This window comes from Pseudomonas sp. ICMP 10191 (assembly GCF_001467335.1).
Lineage (GTDB): Bacteria > Pseudomonadota > Gammaproteobacteria > Pseudomonadales > Pseudomonadaceae > Aquipseudomonas > Aquipseudomonas cerasi.
The window spans coordinates 42654-59765 of the sequence record NZ_LKGW01000113.1; the positions used below are offsets into that span (position 1 = coordinate 42654).

A 17112-nucleotide genomic window follows, 5' to 3' on the forward strand; every position below is an offset into this window, starting at 1 on the left:
TTGCAGTGCAAACCGGCCCGCGTGCCGTACAGCGCGAAGCCGATCTGATTAACCCGTGGGAGAACAACGATGGCCAAAGAAATTCTGTGTGCGTTTGGTGTGGATGTGGATGCCGTTGCTGGCTGGCTGGGCTCCTATGGCGGCGAGGATTCGCCGGACGACATTTCCCGCGGCCTGTTCGCCGGTGAAGTCGGCGCTCCGCGTCTGCTCAAGCTGTTCGAGCGTTACGGTCTGCGCACCACCTGGTTCATTCCGGGGCACTCCATGGAGACCTTCCCCGAGGAGATGAAAGCCGTGGCGGATGCCGGGCATGAAATCGGTGTGCATGGTTACAGCCATGAAAACCCGATTGCGATGACCCCGGAGCAAGAGGAGATCGTCCTCGACAAGTCCATCGACCTGATCACGCAAATGACCGGCAAACGCCCGACCGGCTATGTCGCGCCATGGTGGGAGTTCAGCAACGTCACCAACGAGCTGCTGCTCAAGAAAGGCATCAAGTACGACCACAGCCTGATGCACAACGACTTCCACCCTTACTACGTTCGGGTGGGCGACAAGTGGACCAAAATCGATTACAGCCAGCATCCGGATACCTGGATGAAGCCGCTGGTACGTGGCGAAGAAACCGATCTGGTGGAAATTCCGGCCAACTGGTACCTCGACGATCTGCCGCCAATGATGTTCATCAAGAAGGCACCGAACAGCCACGGTTTCGTCAACCCTCGGCACCTGGAAGAAATGTGGCGCGACCAGTTCGACTGGGTCTATCGCGAACACGAACACGCTGTATTCACCATGACCATTCACCCGGACGTGTCTGGTCGCCCGCAAGTGCTGCTGATGCTGGAGCGCTTGATCGAGCACATTCAGAGCCATGCTGGCGTCAAGTTCGTCACTTTCGACGAGATTGCCGACGATTTCGTGCGTCGCAATCCCCGTACCCGCTGATTCATTGCCCTGTCCGAGGCGTCACTCATGTCCATTTACAATAAGCTCGACCTGACCGGCTGGAAACCTGAGCAACTGACTCCGGAGCAAGTACGGTTCGCCACATGGATTGCGTTTTTCGCGTGGGTGTTTGCGGTATATGACTTCATTTTGTTTGGCACGCTGTTACCGGAAATCGGTCGGCATTTCAGCTGGAGTGAGGTCGAACAGGCCGAAATCGCGACCTGGGTCGCGGTCGGCACCGCGGTGGTGGCTCTGGCCATCGGCCCGCTGGTAGATCGCCTGGGACGGCGCGTGGGTATCATTTTCACCGTGAGTGGCTCGGCGATCTGCTCGGCGCTCACGGCCATCGGCGGAGCATGGGGCAAGTCGCCCCTGATCCTCATTCGTTCGCTGGGCGGTCTGGGTTATGCAGAGGAAACGGTCAACGCGACCTATCTGAGTGAGATCTACGCCGCATCCGACGACCCGCGACTCACCAAGCGCCGTGGCTTCATCTACAGCCTGGTGCAGGGCGGCTGGCCGGTCGGTGCGCTGATCGCGGCTGGTCTGACGGCGGTGCTGCTGCCGGTCATCGGCTGGCAGGGTTGCTTCGTGTTTGCGGCTATTCCGGCCATCGTCATCGCTATCCTGGCGCGCAAGCTCAAGGAAAGCCCGCAGTTTCAGATCCATCAACGCATCACCCAATTGCGCAAGAAGGGCGACCTCAGTCAGGCGCAGGCCGTGGCGCAGACCTACGGGGTGGATTACGAAGAGCACAGCAAGGCCGGTATCGGCGCGGCCTTTCGCGGTTCTTCGCGCCGCGCGACCCTGGTGATCGGTGCTGCGATCCTGCTCAACTGGGCGGCCATTCAGGTATTCAGTGTGCTGGGTACGACGGTGATCGTCAGCGTCCACCACATCTCGTTCGAGAACTCGCTGATCATTCTGGTGCTGTCCAACCTGGTGGGCTATTGCGGCTACCTGTGTCACGGCTGGATGGGTGACCGGATCGGTCGCCGCAATGTCATCGGCCTTGGCTGGATGCTCGGCGGCCTGGCGTTTGCCGGCATGCTTTACGGGCCAAGCAACATGGTGACGGTGGTCGGCTTGTACAGCCTGGGGCTGTTCTTCCTGATCGGCCCGTACTCGGCGGCCTTGTTCTTCATCAGCGAAAGCTTCCCGACCAGCATTCGTGCCACGGGTGGCGCAATCATCCATGCCATGGGCCCGCTCGGTGCTGTGGTCGCAGGCTTCGGCGCCACATCGGTATTGAGCGCAGGCGGCGACTGGCAGACCTCGGCGTTGTACTTCGGCGCAGTGCCTTGCTTCCTGTCGGGTGCGCTGATGTTCGCCGCTAAACACGTGCGACCTGAAACGGTGAAATGAGGAGCAGCACATGACGCGTAAAGTTGCTGTGATAACCGGTGCCGCCAGCGGCATCGGTCAGGCGCTGGCAGTGGCGTTTGCCCGCCAGGGTGTGGCGGTGGCAGGCGGGTTCTATCCGGCTGACGCGCATGATCCGGACGAAACCCGCAGGCTGGTGGCGGAGGCGGGCGGCGAATGCCTGATGCTGCCGCTGGATGTGACCTTCACCGAATCGGTCGATGATCTGGCCGCGCAGGCAGTCAAGGCGTTTGGCCGCATCGACTACGCGGTCGCCAATGCCGGGCTGTTGCGCCGCGCGCCGTTGCTGGAAATGACCGACGAGCGCTGGAACGAGATGCTCGACGTGGACCTGACCGGCGTGATGCGTACCTTCCGCGCCGCCGTCCGGCACATGGGTGAGGGCGGGGCGCTGGTGGCGATTTCCTCGATTGCCGGTGGTGTGTATGGCTGGCAGGACCATGCCCATTACGCAGCGGCCAAGGCCGGCGTGCCAGGGCTGTGCCGGTCACTGGCGGTGGAGCTCGCCCCGAAGGGCATCCGTTGCAACGCGGTGATTCCCGGCTTGATCGAGACGCCGCAATCGCTGGACAGCAAGAACTCGCTGGGGCCGGAAGGTCTGGCGCAGGCGGCCAAAGCCATCCCGCTGGGCCGTGTCGGTAGAGCGGATGAAGTCGCTGCGCTGGTGCGTTTTCTGTGCAGCGATGAAGCCAGTTACCTGACCGGGCAAAGCATCGTGATCGACGGTGGCCTGACCGTGCGCTGGCCCGAGTAGAGCGATTCGGATCGGCAGCGAGCCTGCTCGCGAAGCGTTCAGTACAGACGCTGGGAATGGCGTGTCAGTGACTGAGCGTTCGCGAGCAATACGCAGTGATCCCCAAACCAACCGAGGAACCCGACCCATGCAGCAACTCAAACAAAAGCGGGCAGTGATCACCGGAGCAGGCAGTGGCATCGGCGCAGCCATCGCTCGCGCCTATGCGGCTGAAGGCGCGCGTCTGGTGCTGGGCGATCGAGACGCCCACAGCCTGGCGAAGATCGCTGCAGAGTGCCGTCAGCTGGGCGCTCAGGTTCAGGAGTGCGTGGCCGATGTCGGCAGCACCGACGGCGCGCAAGCCAGCGTCGATGCCTGTGTCGAGCAGTTCGGAGGTATCGACATTCTGGTCAACAACGCGGGCATGCTGACCCAGGCGCGTTGCGTCGACCTGACCCTCGATATGTGGAACGACATGCTGCGCATCGACCTGACCAGCGTCTTTGTGGCCAGTCAGCGTGCATTGCCGCACATGATTGCCCAGCGCTGGGGGCGCATCATCAATGTTGCTTCGCAACTGGGCATCAAGGGCGGTGCCGAACTGACCCATTACGCCGCCGCCAAGGCCGGGGTGATCGGTTTCAGCAAATCCCTGGCGCTGGAAGTCGCCAAGGACAACGTGCTGGTCAACGCCATTGCACCCGGCCCTATCGAAACCCCACTGGTCGCCGGGATCAGCAGCGCCTGGAAAACCGCCAAGGCCGCCGAGTTGCCATTGGGCCGCTTCGGTCTGGCCGAGGAGGTCGCCCCGGTGGCGGTGCTGCTGGCCAGCGAGCCAGGTGGCAATCTGTTCGTCGGTCAGACCCTGGGCCCCAATTCCGGCGACGTCATGCCATGAGCAAACAGCTGGAGAACACCTGATGTGTGGATTGTGCGGGCTATTGGGTGAAGACGTGCACTGGAGCGATCCGCTGGCTGCAGAACTGCCCCGGCGGCGTGAGCGCTTGCGGCGTATTGCTGCAATCAACAAGGTGGTCGCGCCGTTTCGCCTGAAGGTCGAAGATTTTCAAGGCGTTTCCTATCTCCTGCTCGGGGCCACAGGCAAGCAGGAACTGGCGACCGGGCTGGAACAGCTCTGGCAGAAAGCCGAGTTGCTGATCGGCCGGCCGCTGGACCCGCTTGATTCACGTCTGCTCGATCATCTGCAGAGGTCATCATGAGTATTGCCCTGAACGTGATTACCGGCTTCCTCGGCAGCGGCAAGACCACGTTGCTCAAACGCCTGCTGGCCGATGAAAACATGGGTGACACCGCGCTGCTGATCAACGAATTCGGCGATGTGGGTATCGATCATCTGCTGGTTGAAGAGGTCGCACCGGATACCGTGCTGTTGCCCAGCGGCTGTGTCTGCTGCACCGTCCGCGGTGAATTGAAAGACGCGCTGCTCGGTCTGCTGGAGCGGCGTAATCGAGGTGAAATTCCTGCATTTCGCCGGGTGATTCTGGAGACCACCGGCCTGGCCGATCCGGCCCCGATTCTCACCACGCTGAGCAACGACCCGCAATTGCGCGGGCGTTTTCACATCGGTCTGATTGTCACGCTGGTGGACGCTTGTCACGCGACGCTGCAAGAGCGTCTGCATCCGGAATGGCTGGCGCAGGTCGCGGCGGCGGATCGTCTGCTGTTGAGCAAAACCGATCTGGTCGATGAGTCGGTACTGGATAGCCTGCGCGAGCATCTGCAAGCGCTGAATTTTTCTGCGCCATTGCTTGATACGGCGGAGGTCCACAGCGGCGATCAGTTGCTGCTGGGCGAGGGCATGCGCAGCGACGAACCGGCCGCTGAAGTGACCCGCTGGCAACTGCATCGGGTGCTGTCGACTTCCGCGCGGCATGGTGATGCGCAGGTCTGTTGCCTGACGTTCGAGCGCCCTCTGGACTGGGTCGGCTTCGGGGTGTGGCTGTCGATGCTGTTAAGATGCCACGGTGAACGAATCCTCCGCGTCAAAGGGCTGCTCAACGTGAACGACAATCAGGCTCCCATCGTGATTCATGGTGTGCAGCATTGCCTGCATGCGCCGGTGCATCTTGCCGCCTGGCCGGGCGAGGATCGCACCTCGCGGCTGGTGTTCATCCTGCGCGGTCTCGATCCCGATCTGCTGCGTCGTTCGTTCGACGTCTTCTCTGGCAGTTTCGCGCCACCGCTCAACGAGTCGGCAGCATGACCATCACCTTGCGCGTGCTGGGCACCTCCGTGACCCTGCTGGAGTCTTTGCGTGAGCGGGCCGAGCAGGAACTGGGGATCAAACTGATCTACCAGATTCATGACGTGCAAACCGCGCAACGTATCGCGGTCATGCAGCCAGACAGCTACGACCTCTACGATCAGTGGTTTCATAACGTTGATTTCGTCTGGCCAGCCCGGGCGATTCAACCCATCGACACGCGGCGCATCGCGCTGTGGCACGAAATCAACGACTTGCCCAAGCAGGGCCGTCTGCGGCCTACCGACCAGCCAGGCAGCGGCAGTGTGCCCAGCGAGCGTTTGTTCGTGCAGCACGACGGCAGTCTTGGCAGCGCGGTGACCGAGCGCATCAGCATGTTGCCGCTGACCCACAACGCCGACAGCTTCGCCTATCGCCCCGAGCGCTTGCCGGAGGGCTTGAGCTCTGCGGACGAAAGCTGGGGCTGGCTGCTCGACCCGGTGTGGGGCGGGCGCATCGCCTTGCAGAGTGACGCGGCCATCGGCGCATTGGATGCCGCGCTGGCGGTGCAGGGGGCGGGGCTGGCGAGCTTCAAGGACATCGGCAACATGAGCATCGAAGAAATCGATCGGCTCGCTGATGTGCTGGTGCGCAAACAGCAGCAAGGGCATTTTGGTGCGTTCTGGTCAGGCGACGAAGAAGCCGCCGAACTGATGCTCAGCCCGAACATCGACATTCAGAGCCTCTGGTCACCGACCCTGGTCAGGCTGCACCGTGCGGGGGTCAAATACCGTGTGGCGGTGCCCAAAGAAGGTTATCGCGGCTGGTTTGGCGGGCTTTCCCTGTCACGCCACGCCAAGGGGCCGGTGCTGGATGCGGCCTACGCGTATCTCAACTGGTGGTTGTCGGGCTGGCCCGGCGCAGTGATGGCGCGGCAGGGCTACTACATCGGCAATCCGGCACGCAGCCGCGATCACCTCAGCGCTGCCGAATGGGATTACTGGTACGCCGGCCTGCCTGCGCGCGAACAACTGCTCGGCAGCGACGGCTTGCCGCTCATCGACGCCGGAGAAGTCCGCGACGGCGGCTCCTACGAAGAACGCATGGGCCATATTGCCGTGTGGAATTCGGTCATGAACGAGCACAACTACCTGGTCCGCCGCTGGAGCGACATCCTGCGCGCCAGTGACAAAAGCAGCGCCAAGGCACGCTAGTCAGTCGCACTGGAGAGAGGACGCAGAGCGTCCAGAACGGCATTCCCACGCTGGAGCGTGAGGAGCGATAGTCGTCTGCCGCAACCCTGCCCGGTAGCTGGATCAACCGGGATCCGGCTTCAGTNCGGCTACCTCTCGGTAGCCGCCGTTCATTGACCTCAGCAACGCATCACTTCGGCAGTTTGAACGCCATCACGTAGTCACCCTGTTTGGTGCCCAGTGAGCCGTGACCGCCCGCAACGACCAGCACGTATTGCTGACCGTCCTTGCCGGTGTAGGTCATCGGGGTGGTTTGCGCACCTGCGGGCAGGCGGGCTTCCCACAACTGCTTGCCGTTACGCACGTCATAAGCACGCAGGTACTGGTCAAGCGTAGCGCTCATGAACGCCAGGCCGCTGGCGGTGGTGAACGTACCACCCAGGCTTGGAACGCCCATGGTCAGCGGGAGCGGGATCGGCGAGCTGTCGCGCACGGTACCGTTCTTGTGCATCCAGATGGTCTTGTGGTTGGTCAGGTCGACCGCCGCCACATAACCCCACGCGGGTGCCTGGCAAGGCAGGCCCATCGGCGACAGCAGTGCTTCCAGGATCACACCATAAGGCGCGCCCTTGTTCGGCTGTACGCCTTCGGTTTCGCTCTTGCGGCCCGGGCCGCCTTCAACTTCGGCAGACGGTACCAGCTTCGAACGGAAAGCCATGTAGTTAGGATTGACGAAGGCGATCTGACGCACCGGGTCGACGGAAATACCGCCCCAGTCGAACACGCCGAAGTTACCCGGATAAACGATCGAACCCTGCAAAGACGGTGGCGTGAACGGACCATCGTAGCGCAGCGACTTGAAGTCGATCCGGCACATCATCTGGTCAAACGGCGTCACGCCCCACATGTCGCGCTCCTTGAGCGGCGGCGGCATGAAGTTCAGGTCGGACTTGGGCTGGGTCGGCGAGGTGTGATCGCCCGCGACAGCGCCTTGCGGGACCGGCACTTCATTGATCGGCACGATCGGTTTGCCGGTGCTGCGATCCAGCACGTAGATGCTGCCCTGCTTGGTCGACGCCAGCACTGCGGGTTTGACGCCGTCAGCGGTTTTCATGTCCAGCAGCGTCGGCTGACCGCCCACGTCCATGTCCCACAGGTCATGGTGAGTGAACTGGTAGTCCCAGCGCACGCGGCCGGTCGCGATGTCCAGTGCAACCAGGCCCGCGCTGTACTTCTCGGACTCTGGCGTACGGTCGCCGCCCCACTGGTCAGGGGTCTGGTTACCCATCGGCAGGTAGATCATGCCGAGCTTTTCATCGACGCTGAACATGGACCACATGTTCGGCGAGTTGCGGGTGTAGATCTTGCCTTCGGCAATCGGTGCAGTTTCTTCCGGATTGCCGCTGTCCCAGTTCCACACCAGACGGCCGGTGTGCACGTCATAGGCGCGGATCACGCCGGACGGCTCGTCCATGGAGACGTTGTCAGTGACGTGGCCACCGATAATCACCAGGTCCTTGGTGACCGCGGGTGGCGACGTGGAGTAGTAGCCGCCCGGAGCGAAGGTGCCCATGTTGGCGGTCAGGTCAACCGAACCCTTGTTGCCGAAGTCTTCACACATCTTGCCAGTATCGGCGTTCAGCGCGATCAGACGGGTGTCGGCAGTCGGCAGGAAGATTCTGCGCGGGCAGGCAGCACTGGCAGTGGCCGTGCCGTCAGCAGCCGGGACCGTCGGGCTTTGCGCCGGGGCGCTGGCGGCGTAGGCAGCGTCGTCATGATAGGTGACGCCACGGCAGGTCATGTGCGCCCAGCCCTTGAAGTTGGCAGCGTTCTGAGTGCTGAGCTTCGGATCGAAGCGCCAGATTTCCTTGCCCGAATCCGGGTCAAGCGCGATCACCTGGCTGTGCGGCGTGCACACATAAAGCATGCCGTTGACCTTGAGTGGGGTGTTCTCGGCAGTCGTTTCCCCCGGATCGTTCGGCCCCGGAATGTCACCCGTGCGATAGGTCCAGGCCGGCTCCAGCTTGTTGACGTTTTCCGGCGTGATCTGCGCCAGCGGCGAGTAACGGTCACCGAAGGCGGTGCGGCCGTAGGACTGCCAGTCGCCGTCAGGCATGGCTGGGGCGGTGTTGGTCGTGCCAGCCGTCTCGCGGTCCAGCTGGCCTTCGATACGGCCCGGGTTGGTGAACTGGCTCGCCAGCGCGGTCAGGCCGGCCAGCACCACAGCGATGCTCAATGCACCGGTGCCCATGCGTGACGGACCGTTGCGCAGCAACGGTCTGCGGAACCATGGCAGCAGCAATACGATACCCAGTGCGAACCACAGCGCCAGGCGTGGCACCAGTTGCCACCAATCGAGGCCGACTTCCCACAACGACCATACAGTGCTCGCGAACAGCAGCAGTGCATAAAGGCCCAGCGCAGCCGCACGTCCGGTGATCAGCAACACGCCGGTCACGGCGAAGCCGATACCGGCCAACAGGTAATACAACGAGCCATCCAGTTGCAGCAGTCGGGCACCACCGACCAGCAAGGCCAGCCCCATCAACAGGATCACCAGCCCGAGCAGGGTCGGCAACAGGCGATTTCTATTTGAAGCACCGTCAGTGCTCATAATGCGAATCTCCGCGAGAAGTAAGTAATTGAAATCTTGTTTTTAAGCATCGCCTGCCCTGGCGCCATTCCTTGAAGCTGCTTGTTGAGACGAATCGCCGACGGTGGAATTAAACCGTCAGGCAGAGCGCGGCTGCACGTTCGGCTGGCGCGGTCGTTGAGTCGTAGACCATTACCGCCCGAATTCGTGCATAGGCTTTTTGTCCGAAGGAACATCTGCAGAAGGGGGAATCTTCAATCCTTAACCCGGCAATGATAGGGCGCTAACGATTTTTCTAAAAGCGAAAAACCTGACATGGATCATTGCAACGCCGGCAACAGTGCTGCAGGTCGACGGTGTTTTATGAAAGCGCGGCGCTTACAATGGCAGACTTTCGGGAAGCACCTGCGTACTCCAGAGATCCGTTCAGGTTCGTCTCTTCTTATTTCGTTGCAAGGCTCATCATGACAACACCCAATTCCGACCCGTTGCACGGCGTCACGCTGGAGCAGATCCTCAGGGCGCTGGTCGAACATTACGAATGGTCCGGCCTCGCCGAACGCATCGATATTCGCTGCTTCAAGAGCGATCCGAGCATCAAGTCCAGCCTGACCTTCCTGCGCAAGACACCCTGGGCGCGGGAAAAGGTCGAAGCGCTGTATGTGAAATTGCATCGCAGCAAGGGCTGGTAACAGGCCCGCCAGACAGTCCGGCAGGGACGCCGGCACGCAAGGATACCGATTGATGCTCAGTGAACATCCACAACCTGCGCAGGGACAGCGCTATTACGCCATTGTGGCCGCTTGTCTCGGCTGGTCGGGATTGGTGATTCAGCTTTACCTGATCCTGATTGGCCGTTATGCCGATCACGCCAGTCTGCTGGGTGGGCTGGTGCGCTTTTCAAGTTTTTTCACCGTACTGACCAATACGCTGGTAGCGGTCGCCCTGAGTTGCGCGCTGACGACACGGCAGTCGGCAGGCCACCGGTTTTTCCGGCATCCGGTGGTGTGTGGTGGCATTGCGGTGAGTATTGCGCTGGTGGGCATCGCCTACAACATTCTGCTGCGCCACTTGTGGCACCCGGAAGGCTGGCAGTGGGTGGCCGACGAACTGCTGCACGACATAATGCCGCTGGCGTTCGTGCTCTATTGGTGGCTGTACGTGCCCAAGGGCACGCTGCGTCTGAGCCATGTAGTGCTCTGGGCGATCTATCCGATCGTCTACTTCGCCTATGTCCTGCTGCGTGGCCACATGTTCGGTGATTACCTGTACCCGTTCATCGATGTCGGCACGCTCGGTTTCCCGGCGGCATTCATCAACGCGCTGGGCGTGCTGCTCGGTTTCGTGCTGATCGCATTGGTGCTGCTGGCAGTTGATAAACGGGCGTCTCGTCGTACCCGGTGAGTCGCCCGGTCCTGCTCATTCTTCAGTGCTGTCCAGCTTCCAGTAACCGGCGGCCTTGACGAAGTCCTCTTCCAGGCCGAACTCGTCGAGCAGCACACGACGTAACTTGCGTGACAGCGCGGATTCGGTCGCGACCCAGGCGTACAGCTTGCCCTCGGGCATCTCCAGACGACGCGTGACGTCCAGCAGACTCTGTTCGCCGCGTACGATCCAGATCACGTCGACCTGTGCGGCACTGTCGAACACCTGCTGTTCCTGCGGGTTGGCGACTTCGACCACCACCAGCGCCGCGCGGTTGGCGGGCAGCGATTCAAGGCGTCGGGCGATGGCCGGAATGGCTGTTTCGTCGCCGATCAGCAGGTAGCTGTCGAACATGTCCGGCACCACCATCGACCCCTTTGGCCCGGCGATGTGCAGGAATTGCCCGGGCGCTGCCTGCGCGGCCCAGGTGGCCGCCGGGCCTTCGCCATGCAGAACGAAATCGATATCCAGTTCCCCGGTTTCTTCGTCGTAGCGACGCGGTGTGTAATCGCGCATCGGCGGGCGCGGCGTGTCCTTGTCGCCGGCAGGGTTCAGGTTTTCCAGCGCGGCCTGCTCTTCAGCCGTTTGCGGGAAGAACAGTTTGACGTGGTCGTCGGTGCCCAGGCTGATGAAACCCGCCAACTCCGGCCCCTGCAAGGTAATGCGGCGCATCAGGGGTGTCAGTTCCGTGACCCGCACCACCTGCAGCTTGCGACGCTTGATTTCATGCATGACGCGATGGATTGACTGGGGCGAATTCATGCCGACTCCTCCGAGGCAGGTTGAGGCCCATCGACGACAGCCTTGGCCGTGCTGTTGAGCAGTTCGCTGACGCGCAAAATCTCTTCCGGGCTCCAGCGGCCATGGTGCATCTGCAGCGCGTGGCGCAGGTTGTGCACCGCTTCGTGGATTTCCGGCGGACGATCGTGGCCGCGCAGTGAGCGCTTGCTGACATCGATGCGCATGCGCACACCTTCCAGCGCCACGGCCTGATCTTCCAGGGATTGGCGACCCGCATCGGTGATGGTGTAGAGCTTCTTGCCGGCCTGGGCATCGCCGACCACCATTTCGCTTTCTTCAAGAAACGTCAGGGTGGGGTAGATAACGCCGGGGCTGGGGCAGTACGCACCTTCGAACAGACCTTCGATCTTGCGGATCAGGTCATAGCCGTGGGCGGGCTGTTCGGCGATCAACGCCAACAGCAGTAATTTCAGATCGCCAGGGGCGAAAACCCGAGGGCCACGTCCACCGCGTTCACGGCCCGGGCGTTTTTCAAAGCCGTCGCGATCTTCACCTGGTTCACGAAGATGCGGCGGACGGTGGTGGGGAGGGTGTTTATCTTCACGCATGTTTTTGCTCTCTGGTTACAAGTTAGATATACCTTAAGATATATCTTATTGTAATCACAGAGCTGGCAGACGAGCGGTCATTGCCGGTCAGACACCCTTGGGCGGATCGGCAAGCGGGGCGTTGCACATCGCCTGTCCGTGGTTCTCCAGGTACGGCGTCAGGATCGGTGCCATGCCTTTGAGCACCTGCACCGGCAACGCCGAGGTGAAGCGAAAGCCCTCGGCAGCACGTCCCGGCACAAACGCCGTCAGCGCGCCAAAGTGGTTGTCGCCGATATAAAACACAAAAGTCGCCGTGCGGTTGATTGCCCTTGAGCTGAGAATACGCCCGCCCGCACCGACGCTTTCGATCCTGTTGTCGCCGGTGCCGGTCTTGCCACCCATCGCCAGCACACTGCCGTCCTGCATCTTGAACGTGCCTTGCACGCGTTTGGCCGTGCCGCCATCCACCACTTGCGACAAGGCCTCGCGCATTGCCGCTGCGACCTCCGATGGCAACACACGCTTGCCCAGTTCCGGGTTGATGCTCAGTTGGGTGTCGTAAGGCGTATCGGCAGCAAAGTGCAGACTGTCGATGCGCACCGCAGGCAGGCGGATACCATCGTTCTGGATGATGCCGATCAGCTCGGCAAGCGCCGCCGGACGGTCTCCCGAACTGCCGATAGCCGTCGCCAGCGAAGGCACCAGATGGTCGAACGGATAACCCACGCGCTGCCAGCGTTGCTCGATGTCCAGAAACGCTTCGACCTCCATCATGGTCCGCACACGGCTGTCGCGAGCGCCTTTGTGGCGACTCTTGAACAGCCAGCCATAGACTTCCTGACGCTCGAAACGACTGGCGGCCACTGCGTCCTTGAACTGCGCGTCCGGGTGTTTGAGCAGGTAGCCTACCAGCCACAGTTCCAGCGGATGGACGCGGGCGATGTAGCCTTGATCGGGCAGATCATAAGTGCCCGGTCCGTAACTCTTGTACAGCTCGGCAAGACGTTTGTCGGTGAGTTTCGAGCTCGCCCTGGGCTCGTCCAGGTGGGCGCGGATGAACGCGTTGAATGTGCCCTGATCAGCGCCCGGCAGCAGATAACGGTGCACCGCAGCCAGACGGATCGCCGTCGGGTGAATGCCGTCGAGGAAGGTGTCGAGTCGCTCCTGCGTGGTCTTTTCCTTGTAGCGTTTCCAGAAGCGCAGCAGGAATACCGTGCCTTCGCGGTCGGCAAACTGCGCCAGGTATTCCTGGCGGCGCGGGTTGTCATCATCCTTGAGCAGCTCGGCGCTGTTGTTGGGCGCCTGATAGGTGCTGTAGCGAACGACATCGCGCATCAGGCGGATGAACGGCAGGTTGATCGACTCACGCAGCGATTCGCGCAGGGTTGGAATCCGCTCGTTGTCTTCGCGCCGGAAATTATTGAAACGGTGCATGCCGCCACCGGTGAAGAACGCTTCTGCGGGGCTTGCCGAATAGGTGCGGTCGAGTGCGGCCGAGAGCATCTTCGCCAGGTCATGGTCCTTGTTCAGCAGCAGATAATCCACCGCCCAGCGGGTCAGCCGATCCGGTTCCTCGACAGGGACTTTGCGCAATTGCGCAGGGTTCAGGCCCGCATAGCGCCCATGCAGTTCGGCGATGATCTCCAGATACGTCGTCAGCACGCGCATCTTCGCCGTCGAGCCCAGCTCCAGCTTGCTGCCTTCGTTGATATCGAACGGCTGATCAGTGCTGTCGGTCTGGACCCTGACCCGCGAGCCGTCCACGCCGCGTTCAAACAGCGTGAAGCTGTAGCGCACCTGTGTTGTGCTGGCCGGAGTCAACAGGCGCTCGCCCATCAACCCGATCCTTGCGGCAAATTCAGGGTTGGCCAGGTCGCGCAGGTACTGGCTGACGCTGCGCTGCAATTCGCCATGCAGGGTGCTGGTGGCGGACAGGTCAAGACGGTCCAGATCGTAGAGCGGGCGATTGAGCAGATTCGACAGGCGAGTGCGCGCGACACTGATGCCCTTGTTGGTTTCGATGGGCTGCAGGGTCGGTTGCTGCGCCCAGTCGCGGTAGATGACCTGGGCTGCCAGCGCGGCATCGGCCAGCGGTCGGTCGATGACGTTAGCCTGGGCCAGCAACCGAATGTGGCTGTCGGTCAGCTCTGCCAATTCCTGGCGGCCCTTGGCCAGATAGTGCGACGGACGACGCTGGGCGATTACCAGTGAGAGCACTTCACGCAGCGCCAGCGCCTTGTCGGCCAGTGCCTGTTTATCGCCGGGATTAGAAGCCAGTATCTCGTTGGTTTTGCCGAAGTCTGCGCCGAACCACACCCGCAGTCCTTCAGCCAGACCATGCACTTCGCCATGCCCTGGCACCGCAGACAGCGGCACGCTGTTCAGGTAGTCACGCACCACCCGCTGGCGCACGGCGAGTGTCTCGGTCCCCGGCTGATAGGCGCGAACGCTGGCGGAAATCATCTGCCGCAGCTTTTCAGAACCCGACAGCGTCAGCCCGTCTGGGGAGTGACGGTATTTTTCCAGCTGAGTGGCCAGCGTGCTGCCCCCAGCCGACTGGCCGGGGAGGGCAAACATCTTCGCCAGTTGCGACCAGGCGGCTTTGACAAAACGTGGCCAGTCCACCGCAGGGTTGGCCATGGGCTGCTGCGGATCGAGCAGGTCGCGGTTTTCGATGAACAGCAGGCTGTTCACCAGCAATGACGGAATGGCGGCAAAGGTCGGGTAAAACTGCTGTGGGTATCTGAATTCGTACAGCGGCTCGTTTCGGCAATCGGTGATCGACAGCCCGGCCTGGGTCTTTTCCTCGTAAGGCACGAAAAATCCATGCCGGACGTAACGCAACAGTTCCGGGGAAAAGCGGGTCTGGCGCGTGATCACGTAGTCGCGTTTGAGCAGGCGCGACAGGAATTCATCCATGGATGAATAGCCCAGGCGCCGGTCGAACGGCCCGTCACCGGGATACACCACGTCATGACTAGGTCCGGGCTGCATCGAGTAACCCAGGCTCGCGGCAAAGCGGCTGAATTCGCGCGCCTGAAGCCTGGAGGTTCTGCTCTCCACGGCCACCGCAACGCCCAATGCAACCCCGGCCAACACCACCACGACCCAGAACACCCGCCATCCGTATCGCTTGCGACGCGGATATTTGGGCGTACGAGGATCATCCTCACGATCAGCGGATAGCGTCTCTTGCTTGCTATCGGAATGCCGAAATGCGCCCATAGTCGATTGTCCGGTCATCCTGTCAAAGCACCTGACCCAAGCTTAGACGCTGGATGGGATTGTGGGAGGGAATTGTCTGGTGGTTTTCGAGGGAGGATGGCGCGCAGCGGGGATGAGCGTCATGAACTAATCCCACTGCAGCCACACATGAACTGCAGTGGCGCTGGCTTGATCAGACGTGAAGATCAACCAACGGTTTGCGCTCTTCTTCACGCTTCGGCGCATTGCGCTCGATCTGGTAAATGATCGTGTCCATGAAGTTGCCAATGTGGTTGCGGCTGAAGACCTGCCCGTAGTCGATAACCTTGCTGTAATTCTCAAGGTTGAGTGTGTGCTGGTTGCCGAATTTCTCCGTGTAGTGATCGAGTAACGTCATCACAATTTTTGCGTGCGCACGCAGATCCTCCTTCAGTTGTTGACGTTCGTTCAGCTTCTCGGTCAGGTACGCGAACTCTGCCGGGGTGAGCACATCGTCTGGGTCGGTCACTTGGATTTCCTGATTAAAACCCAGCGTGAAGCCGAAGTGCTTATTTGACAGCTCCGTATTAAGGTAAAAAAGCTGCTGCTTGAAATCGTGAAAATTGTCGTACATACGGCATAGGGTCTTGTCAAAATCTTTAGTTAAGTCACCCAGGTATGTACTTCGGAGTAGGTTCGATATCTCTTCAGACATACTTTCCAGCATAACCCGTCCTGCCGCCGACGTTTTGTAGTCGGATAACCAGGGTGTTTCCTCGGTGGTATAGAACTCAGCGTTCGGATCACGCACGTTATCACGCGCCTGAGGAATGTTGATTGGCGGAGCAGCAGGTGAGGTGAGGGAACTTGAGCCCGAGAGAGTGCGCTGTTGATTTTGTGATGCAGAAGCTAAAGGGTTGATATGCATGCTAAGCGCTCTTTGGTGTCAATGATAACTAGCTAGCGGCAGACCTTCGCAAAACTTTGCCTGATAAGTGTGTAGGATTTTTCCTAGACTGCAGTGGTGATTATTTTTTGTAGGAAGTTTCCTTGATTTTAATGTGAGGGTTGACCAGGTGCCTAACTTTCTATTGCGTTAATTTTGTCAGTGGCAACCTGCCTCTGCATAATCTGCGAGAATACCTATGAATACTTATGGAAGAAAATGTGTTGGTTTTTGCTTGTTGTCCATTTTCGTGATAATGGCATCGGCCTCCGACGCTCATGCCAATAAAGGTGCCGAGGACCCGGTCGGTGCATCAAGTAATGAAACCAACGAGGCCGTTGCGGCTGAAGCTGTGCAAGAAATTTCCGAGCCAAGATTTACCGTCATGCTGGATAAACTACACTCGGTGGCAGATGTGTTGACAGATAAACACCCCGTCCACTACTACGGCTTTGTCTCGCACCGTGGGCAAGATGTATTGCTCTATACACCTGTCGGTGATCCGGTAACTAACGAGTGGAAGACCGAGTATTACGAAAATGGTGAATGGGTTGCTCAGACACTTGAGACCAAGGTTTTTAAAGATCTGGCTCCTGGGGCTGAAGTGATCATCAGGGTCACGCCAAGAAACTCACTGGTAGGTGGCAGGCTTCCATACACTGTCAGATTTGGGTCCTATCCTGTTCTAAAAAGCTATGAGCTGCTCGACGAACCGGGAGTGATAAGAATTCCAAGTGGATATACTAACCCTGGTTGGTTGGCAACGCAGATTTATAAAGAAGCTCTGCTTGAGGTGAGGTTTAGCGATACTAAAGGTACGCCATTGGAAGGCGGTATGGCTATTTTGGATCTGAGCTTTGGTGAAAAAGACGCCTCGATCAGGCATATTCTGGTTAGCGGTGCTGATGGGTTCGCCTCTGAGCGCATTGAGTTCGGACGTTGCTATGGAGGTACGGAGGCCCAAGATTTTGTCCACACGCAAAGGGGGTTCAACACTTGGAGAAGTAACTATAGAGTGGCTCGCTACTTCGTAAGTAATTTCTCTTTAGGGCCCATCACGGCGACCCCTCATATTTTTTACATGGGACACATCTGCACACAAACCGTTGTGCGAACTGTTGCTCCTCGCGGTTAACGCCTAACTCAGCCTGGCGAATCATTTGTCTCG

At 60.1% G+C, this 17112-nt stretch carries 15 protein-coding genes; 10 read left to right on the forward strand and 5 right to left on the reverse strand.

All coding sequences use genetic code 11. The features are described 5' to 3' along the window. Positions 1–69 precede the first annotated feature (69 nt). From AO388_RS14995 to AO388_RS15025, 7 genes are all read left to right on the forward strand, one after another. Positions 70–951, forward strand: coding sequence for a polysaccharide deacetylase family protein (locus tag AO388_RS14995; protein ID WP_058416670.1), 882 nt, complete (start codon positions 70–72; stop codon positions 949–951). A 27-nt stretch (positions 952–978) separates the two neighbouring features. Next, positions 979–2319 (forward strand): MFS transporter, encoded by a 1341-nt coding sequence (locus tag AO388_RS15000; RefSeq protein ID WP_003363677.1) that lies wholly within the window; start codon positions 979–981, stop codon positions 2317–2319. 10 nt (positions 2320–2329) lie between these two features. After that, positions 2330–3091, forward strand: coding sequence for an SDR family NAD(P)-dependent oxidoreductase (locus AO388_RS15005; RefSeq protein WP_003431303.1), 762 nt, complete (start codon positions 2330–2332; stop codon positions 3089–3091). 127 nt (positions 3092–3218) lie between these two features. Then, positions 3219–3968 carry an SDR family NAD(P)-dependent oxidoreductase gene (locus AO388_RS15010; RefSeq protein ID WP_003363672.1) on the forward strand — a complete coding sequence of 250 codons (750 nt, stop codon included), beginning with the start codon at positions 3219–3221 and terminating at the stop codon, positions 3966–3968. A gap of 22 nt (positions 3969–3990) precedes the next feature. Continuing rightward, positions 3991–4290 carry a hypothetical protein gene (locus AO388_RS15015; RefSeq protein WP_003431302.1) on the forward strand — a complete coding sequence of 100 codons (300 nt, stop codon included), beginning with the start codon at positions 3991–3993 and terminating at the stop codon, positions 4288–4290. Further along, positions 4287–5294 (forward strand): CobW family GTP-binding protein, encoded by a 1008-nt coding sequence (locus AO388_RS15020; protein WP_058416671.1) that lies wholly within the window; start codon positions 4287–4289, stop codon positions 5292–5294. Before AO388_RS15015 ends, AO388_RS15020 begins: the two co-directional genes overlap by 4 nt. Continuing rightward, complete coding sequence (locus AO388_RS15025; RefSeq protein WP_046719058.1) at positions 5291–6487, forward strand: ABC transporter substrate-binding protein; 1197 nt, start codon at positions 5291–5293, stop codon at positions 6485–6487. Before AO388_RS15020 ends, AO388_RS15025 begins: the two co-directional genes overlap by 4 nt. A gap of 169 nt (positions 6488–6656) precedes the next feature. Here AO388_RS15025 and AO388_RS15030 read toward each other — a convergent pair whose 3' ends face one another. Further along, on the reverse strand, positions 6657–9080 hold the full coding sequence (locus AO388_RS15030; protein WP_058396675.1) for a glucose/quinate/shikimate family membrane-bound PQQ-dependent dehydrogenase: 2424 nt from the start codon (positions 9078–9080) through the stop codon (positions 6657–6659). Between the two features lie 443 nt (positions 9081–9523). Here AO388_RS15030 and AO388_RS15035 point away from each other — a divergent pair, with 443 nt between their 5' ends. Beyond that, positions 9524–9751, forward strand: coding sequence for a VF530 family DNA-binding protein (locus AO388_RS15035; protein ID WP_003363662.1), 228 nt, complete (start codon positions 9524–9526; stop codon positions 9749–9751). A 52-nt stretch (positions 9752–9803) separates the two neighbouring features. Continuing rightward, positions 9804–10463, forward strand: coding sequence for a Pr6Pr family membrane protein (locus AO388_RS15040; RefSeq protein WP_058416672.1), 660 nt, complete (start codon positions 9804–9806; stop codon positions 10461–10463). Between the two features lie 15 nt (positions 10464–10478). Here AO388_RS15040 and AO388_RS15045 read toward each other — a convergent pair whose 3' ends face one another. The 4 genes from AO388_RS15045 to AO388_RS27545 all read right to left on the reverse strand — a co-directional run bounded on the left by AO388_RS15045 (position 10479) and on the right by AO388_RS27545 (position 15926). Beyond that, positions 10479–11246, reverse strand: coding sequence for a siderophore-interacting protein (locus AO388_RS15045; RefSeq protein ID WP_046719059.1), 768 nt, complete (start codon positions 11244–11246; stop codon positions 10479–10481). Further along, entirely contained in the window at positions 11243–11833 is a 591-nt protein-coding gene (locus tag AO388_RS15050) for a PadR family transcriptional regulator (protein ID WP_003431287.1), read from the reverse strand. Before AO388_RS15050 ends, AO388_RS15045 begins: the two co-directional genes overlap by 4 nt. An 87-nt stretch (positions 11834–11920) precedes the next feature. Then, positions 11921–15040, reverse strand: coding sequence for a biosynthetic peptidoglycan transglycosylase (locus AO388_RS15055; RefSeq protein ID WP_042930189.1), 3120 nt, complete (start codon positions 15038–15040; stop codon positions 11921–11923). A 172-nt stretch (positions 15041–15212) separates the two neighbouring features. Next, positions 15213–15926 (reverse strand): hypothetical protein, encoded by a 714-nt coding sequence (locus AO388_RS27545; RefSeq protein ID WP_072366757.1) that lies wholly within the window; start codon positions 15924–15926, stop codon positions 15213–15215. 403 nt (positions 15927–16329) lie between these two features. Here AO388_RS27545 and AO388_RS15065 point away from each other — a divergent pair, with 403 nt between their 5' ends. Further along, the gene (locus tag AO388_RS15065; RefSeq protein WP_054082184.1) at positions 16330–17079 is read left to right on the forward strand and encodes a hypothetical protein; all 750 of its coding nucleotides are present in this window, start codon (positions 16330–16332) and stop codon (positions 17077–17079) included. Positions 17080–17112: the final 33 nt, after the last annotated feature.

Bases quoted from the DNA above. Each gene is read 5' to 3' on its own strand.
- AO388_RS14995 (WP_058416670.1), top strand. From the start codon at position 70: ATGGCCAAAGAAATTCTGTGTGCGTTTGGTGTGGATGTGGATGCCGTT.
- AO388_RS15000 (WP_003363677.1), top strand. From the start codon at position 979: ATGTCCATTTACAATAAGCTCGACCTGACCGGCTGGAAACCTGAGCAA.
- AO388_RS15005 (WP_003431303.1), top strand. From the start codon at position 2,330: ATGACGCGTAAAGTTGCTGTGATAACCGGTGCCGCCAGCGGCATCGGT.
- AO388_RS15010 (WP_003363672.1), top strand. From the start codon at position 3,219: ATGCAGCAACTCAAACAAAAGCGGGCAGTGATCACCGGAGCAGGCAGT.
- AO388_RS15015 (WP_003431302.1), top strand. From the start codon at position 3,991: ATGTGTGGATTGTGCGGGCTATTGGGTGAAGACGTGCACTGGAGCGAT.
- AO388_RS15020 (WP_058416671.1), top strand. From the start codon at position 4,287: ATGAGTATTGCCCTGAACGTGATTACCGGCTTCCTCGGCAGCGGCAAG.
- AO388_RS15025 (WP_046719058.1), top strand. From the start codon at position 5,291: ATGACCATCACCTTGCGCGTGCTGGGCACCTCCGTGACCCTGCTGGAG.
- AO388_RS15030 (WP_058396675.1), bottom strand. From the start codon at position 9,080: ATGAGCACTGACGGTGCTTCAAATAGAAATCGCCTGTTGCCGACCCTG.
- AO388_RS15035 (WP_003363662.1), top strand. From the start codon at position 9,524: ATGACAACACCCAATTCCGACCCGTTGCACGGCGTCACGCTGGAGCAG.
- AO388_RS15040 (WP_058416672.1), top strand. From the start codon at position 9,804: ATGCTCAGTGAACATCCACAACCTGCGCAGGGACAGCGCTATTACGCC.
- AO388_RS15045 (WP_046719059.1), bottom strand. From the start codon at position 11,246: ATGAATTCGCCCCAGTCAATCCATCGCGTCATGCATGAAATCAAGCGT.
- AO388_RS15050 (WP_003431287.1), bottom strand. From the start codon at position 11,833: ATGCGTGAAGATAAACACCCTCCCCACCACCGTCCGCCGCATCTTCGT.
- AO388_RS15055 (WP_042930189.1), bottom strand. From the start codon at position 15,040: ATGGGCGCATTTCGGCATTCCGATAGCAAGCAAGAGACGCTATCCGCT.
- AO388_RS27545 (WP_072366757.1), bottom strand. From the start codon at position 15,926: ATGCATATCAACCCTTTAGCTTCTGCATCACAAAATCAACAGCGCACT.
- AO388_RS15065 (WP_054082184.1), top strand. From the start codon at position 16,330: ATGCTGGATAAACTACACTCGGTGGCAGATGTGTTGACAGATAAACAC.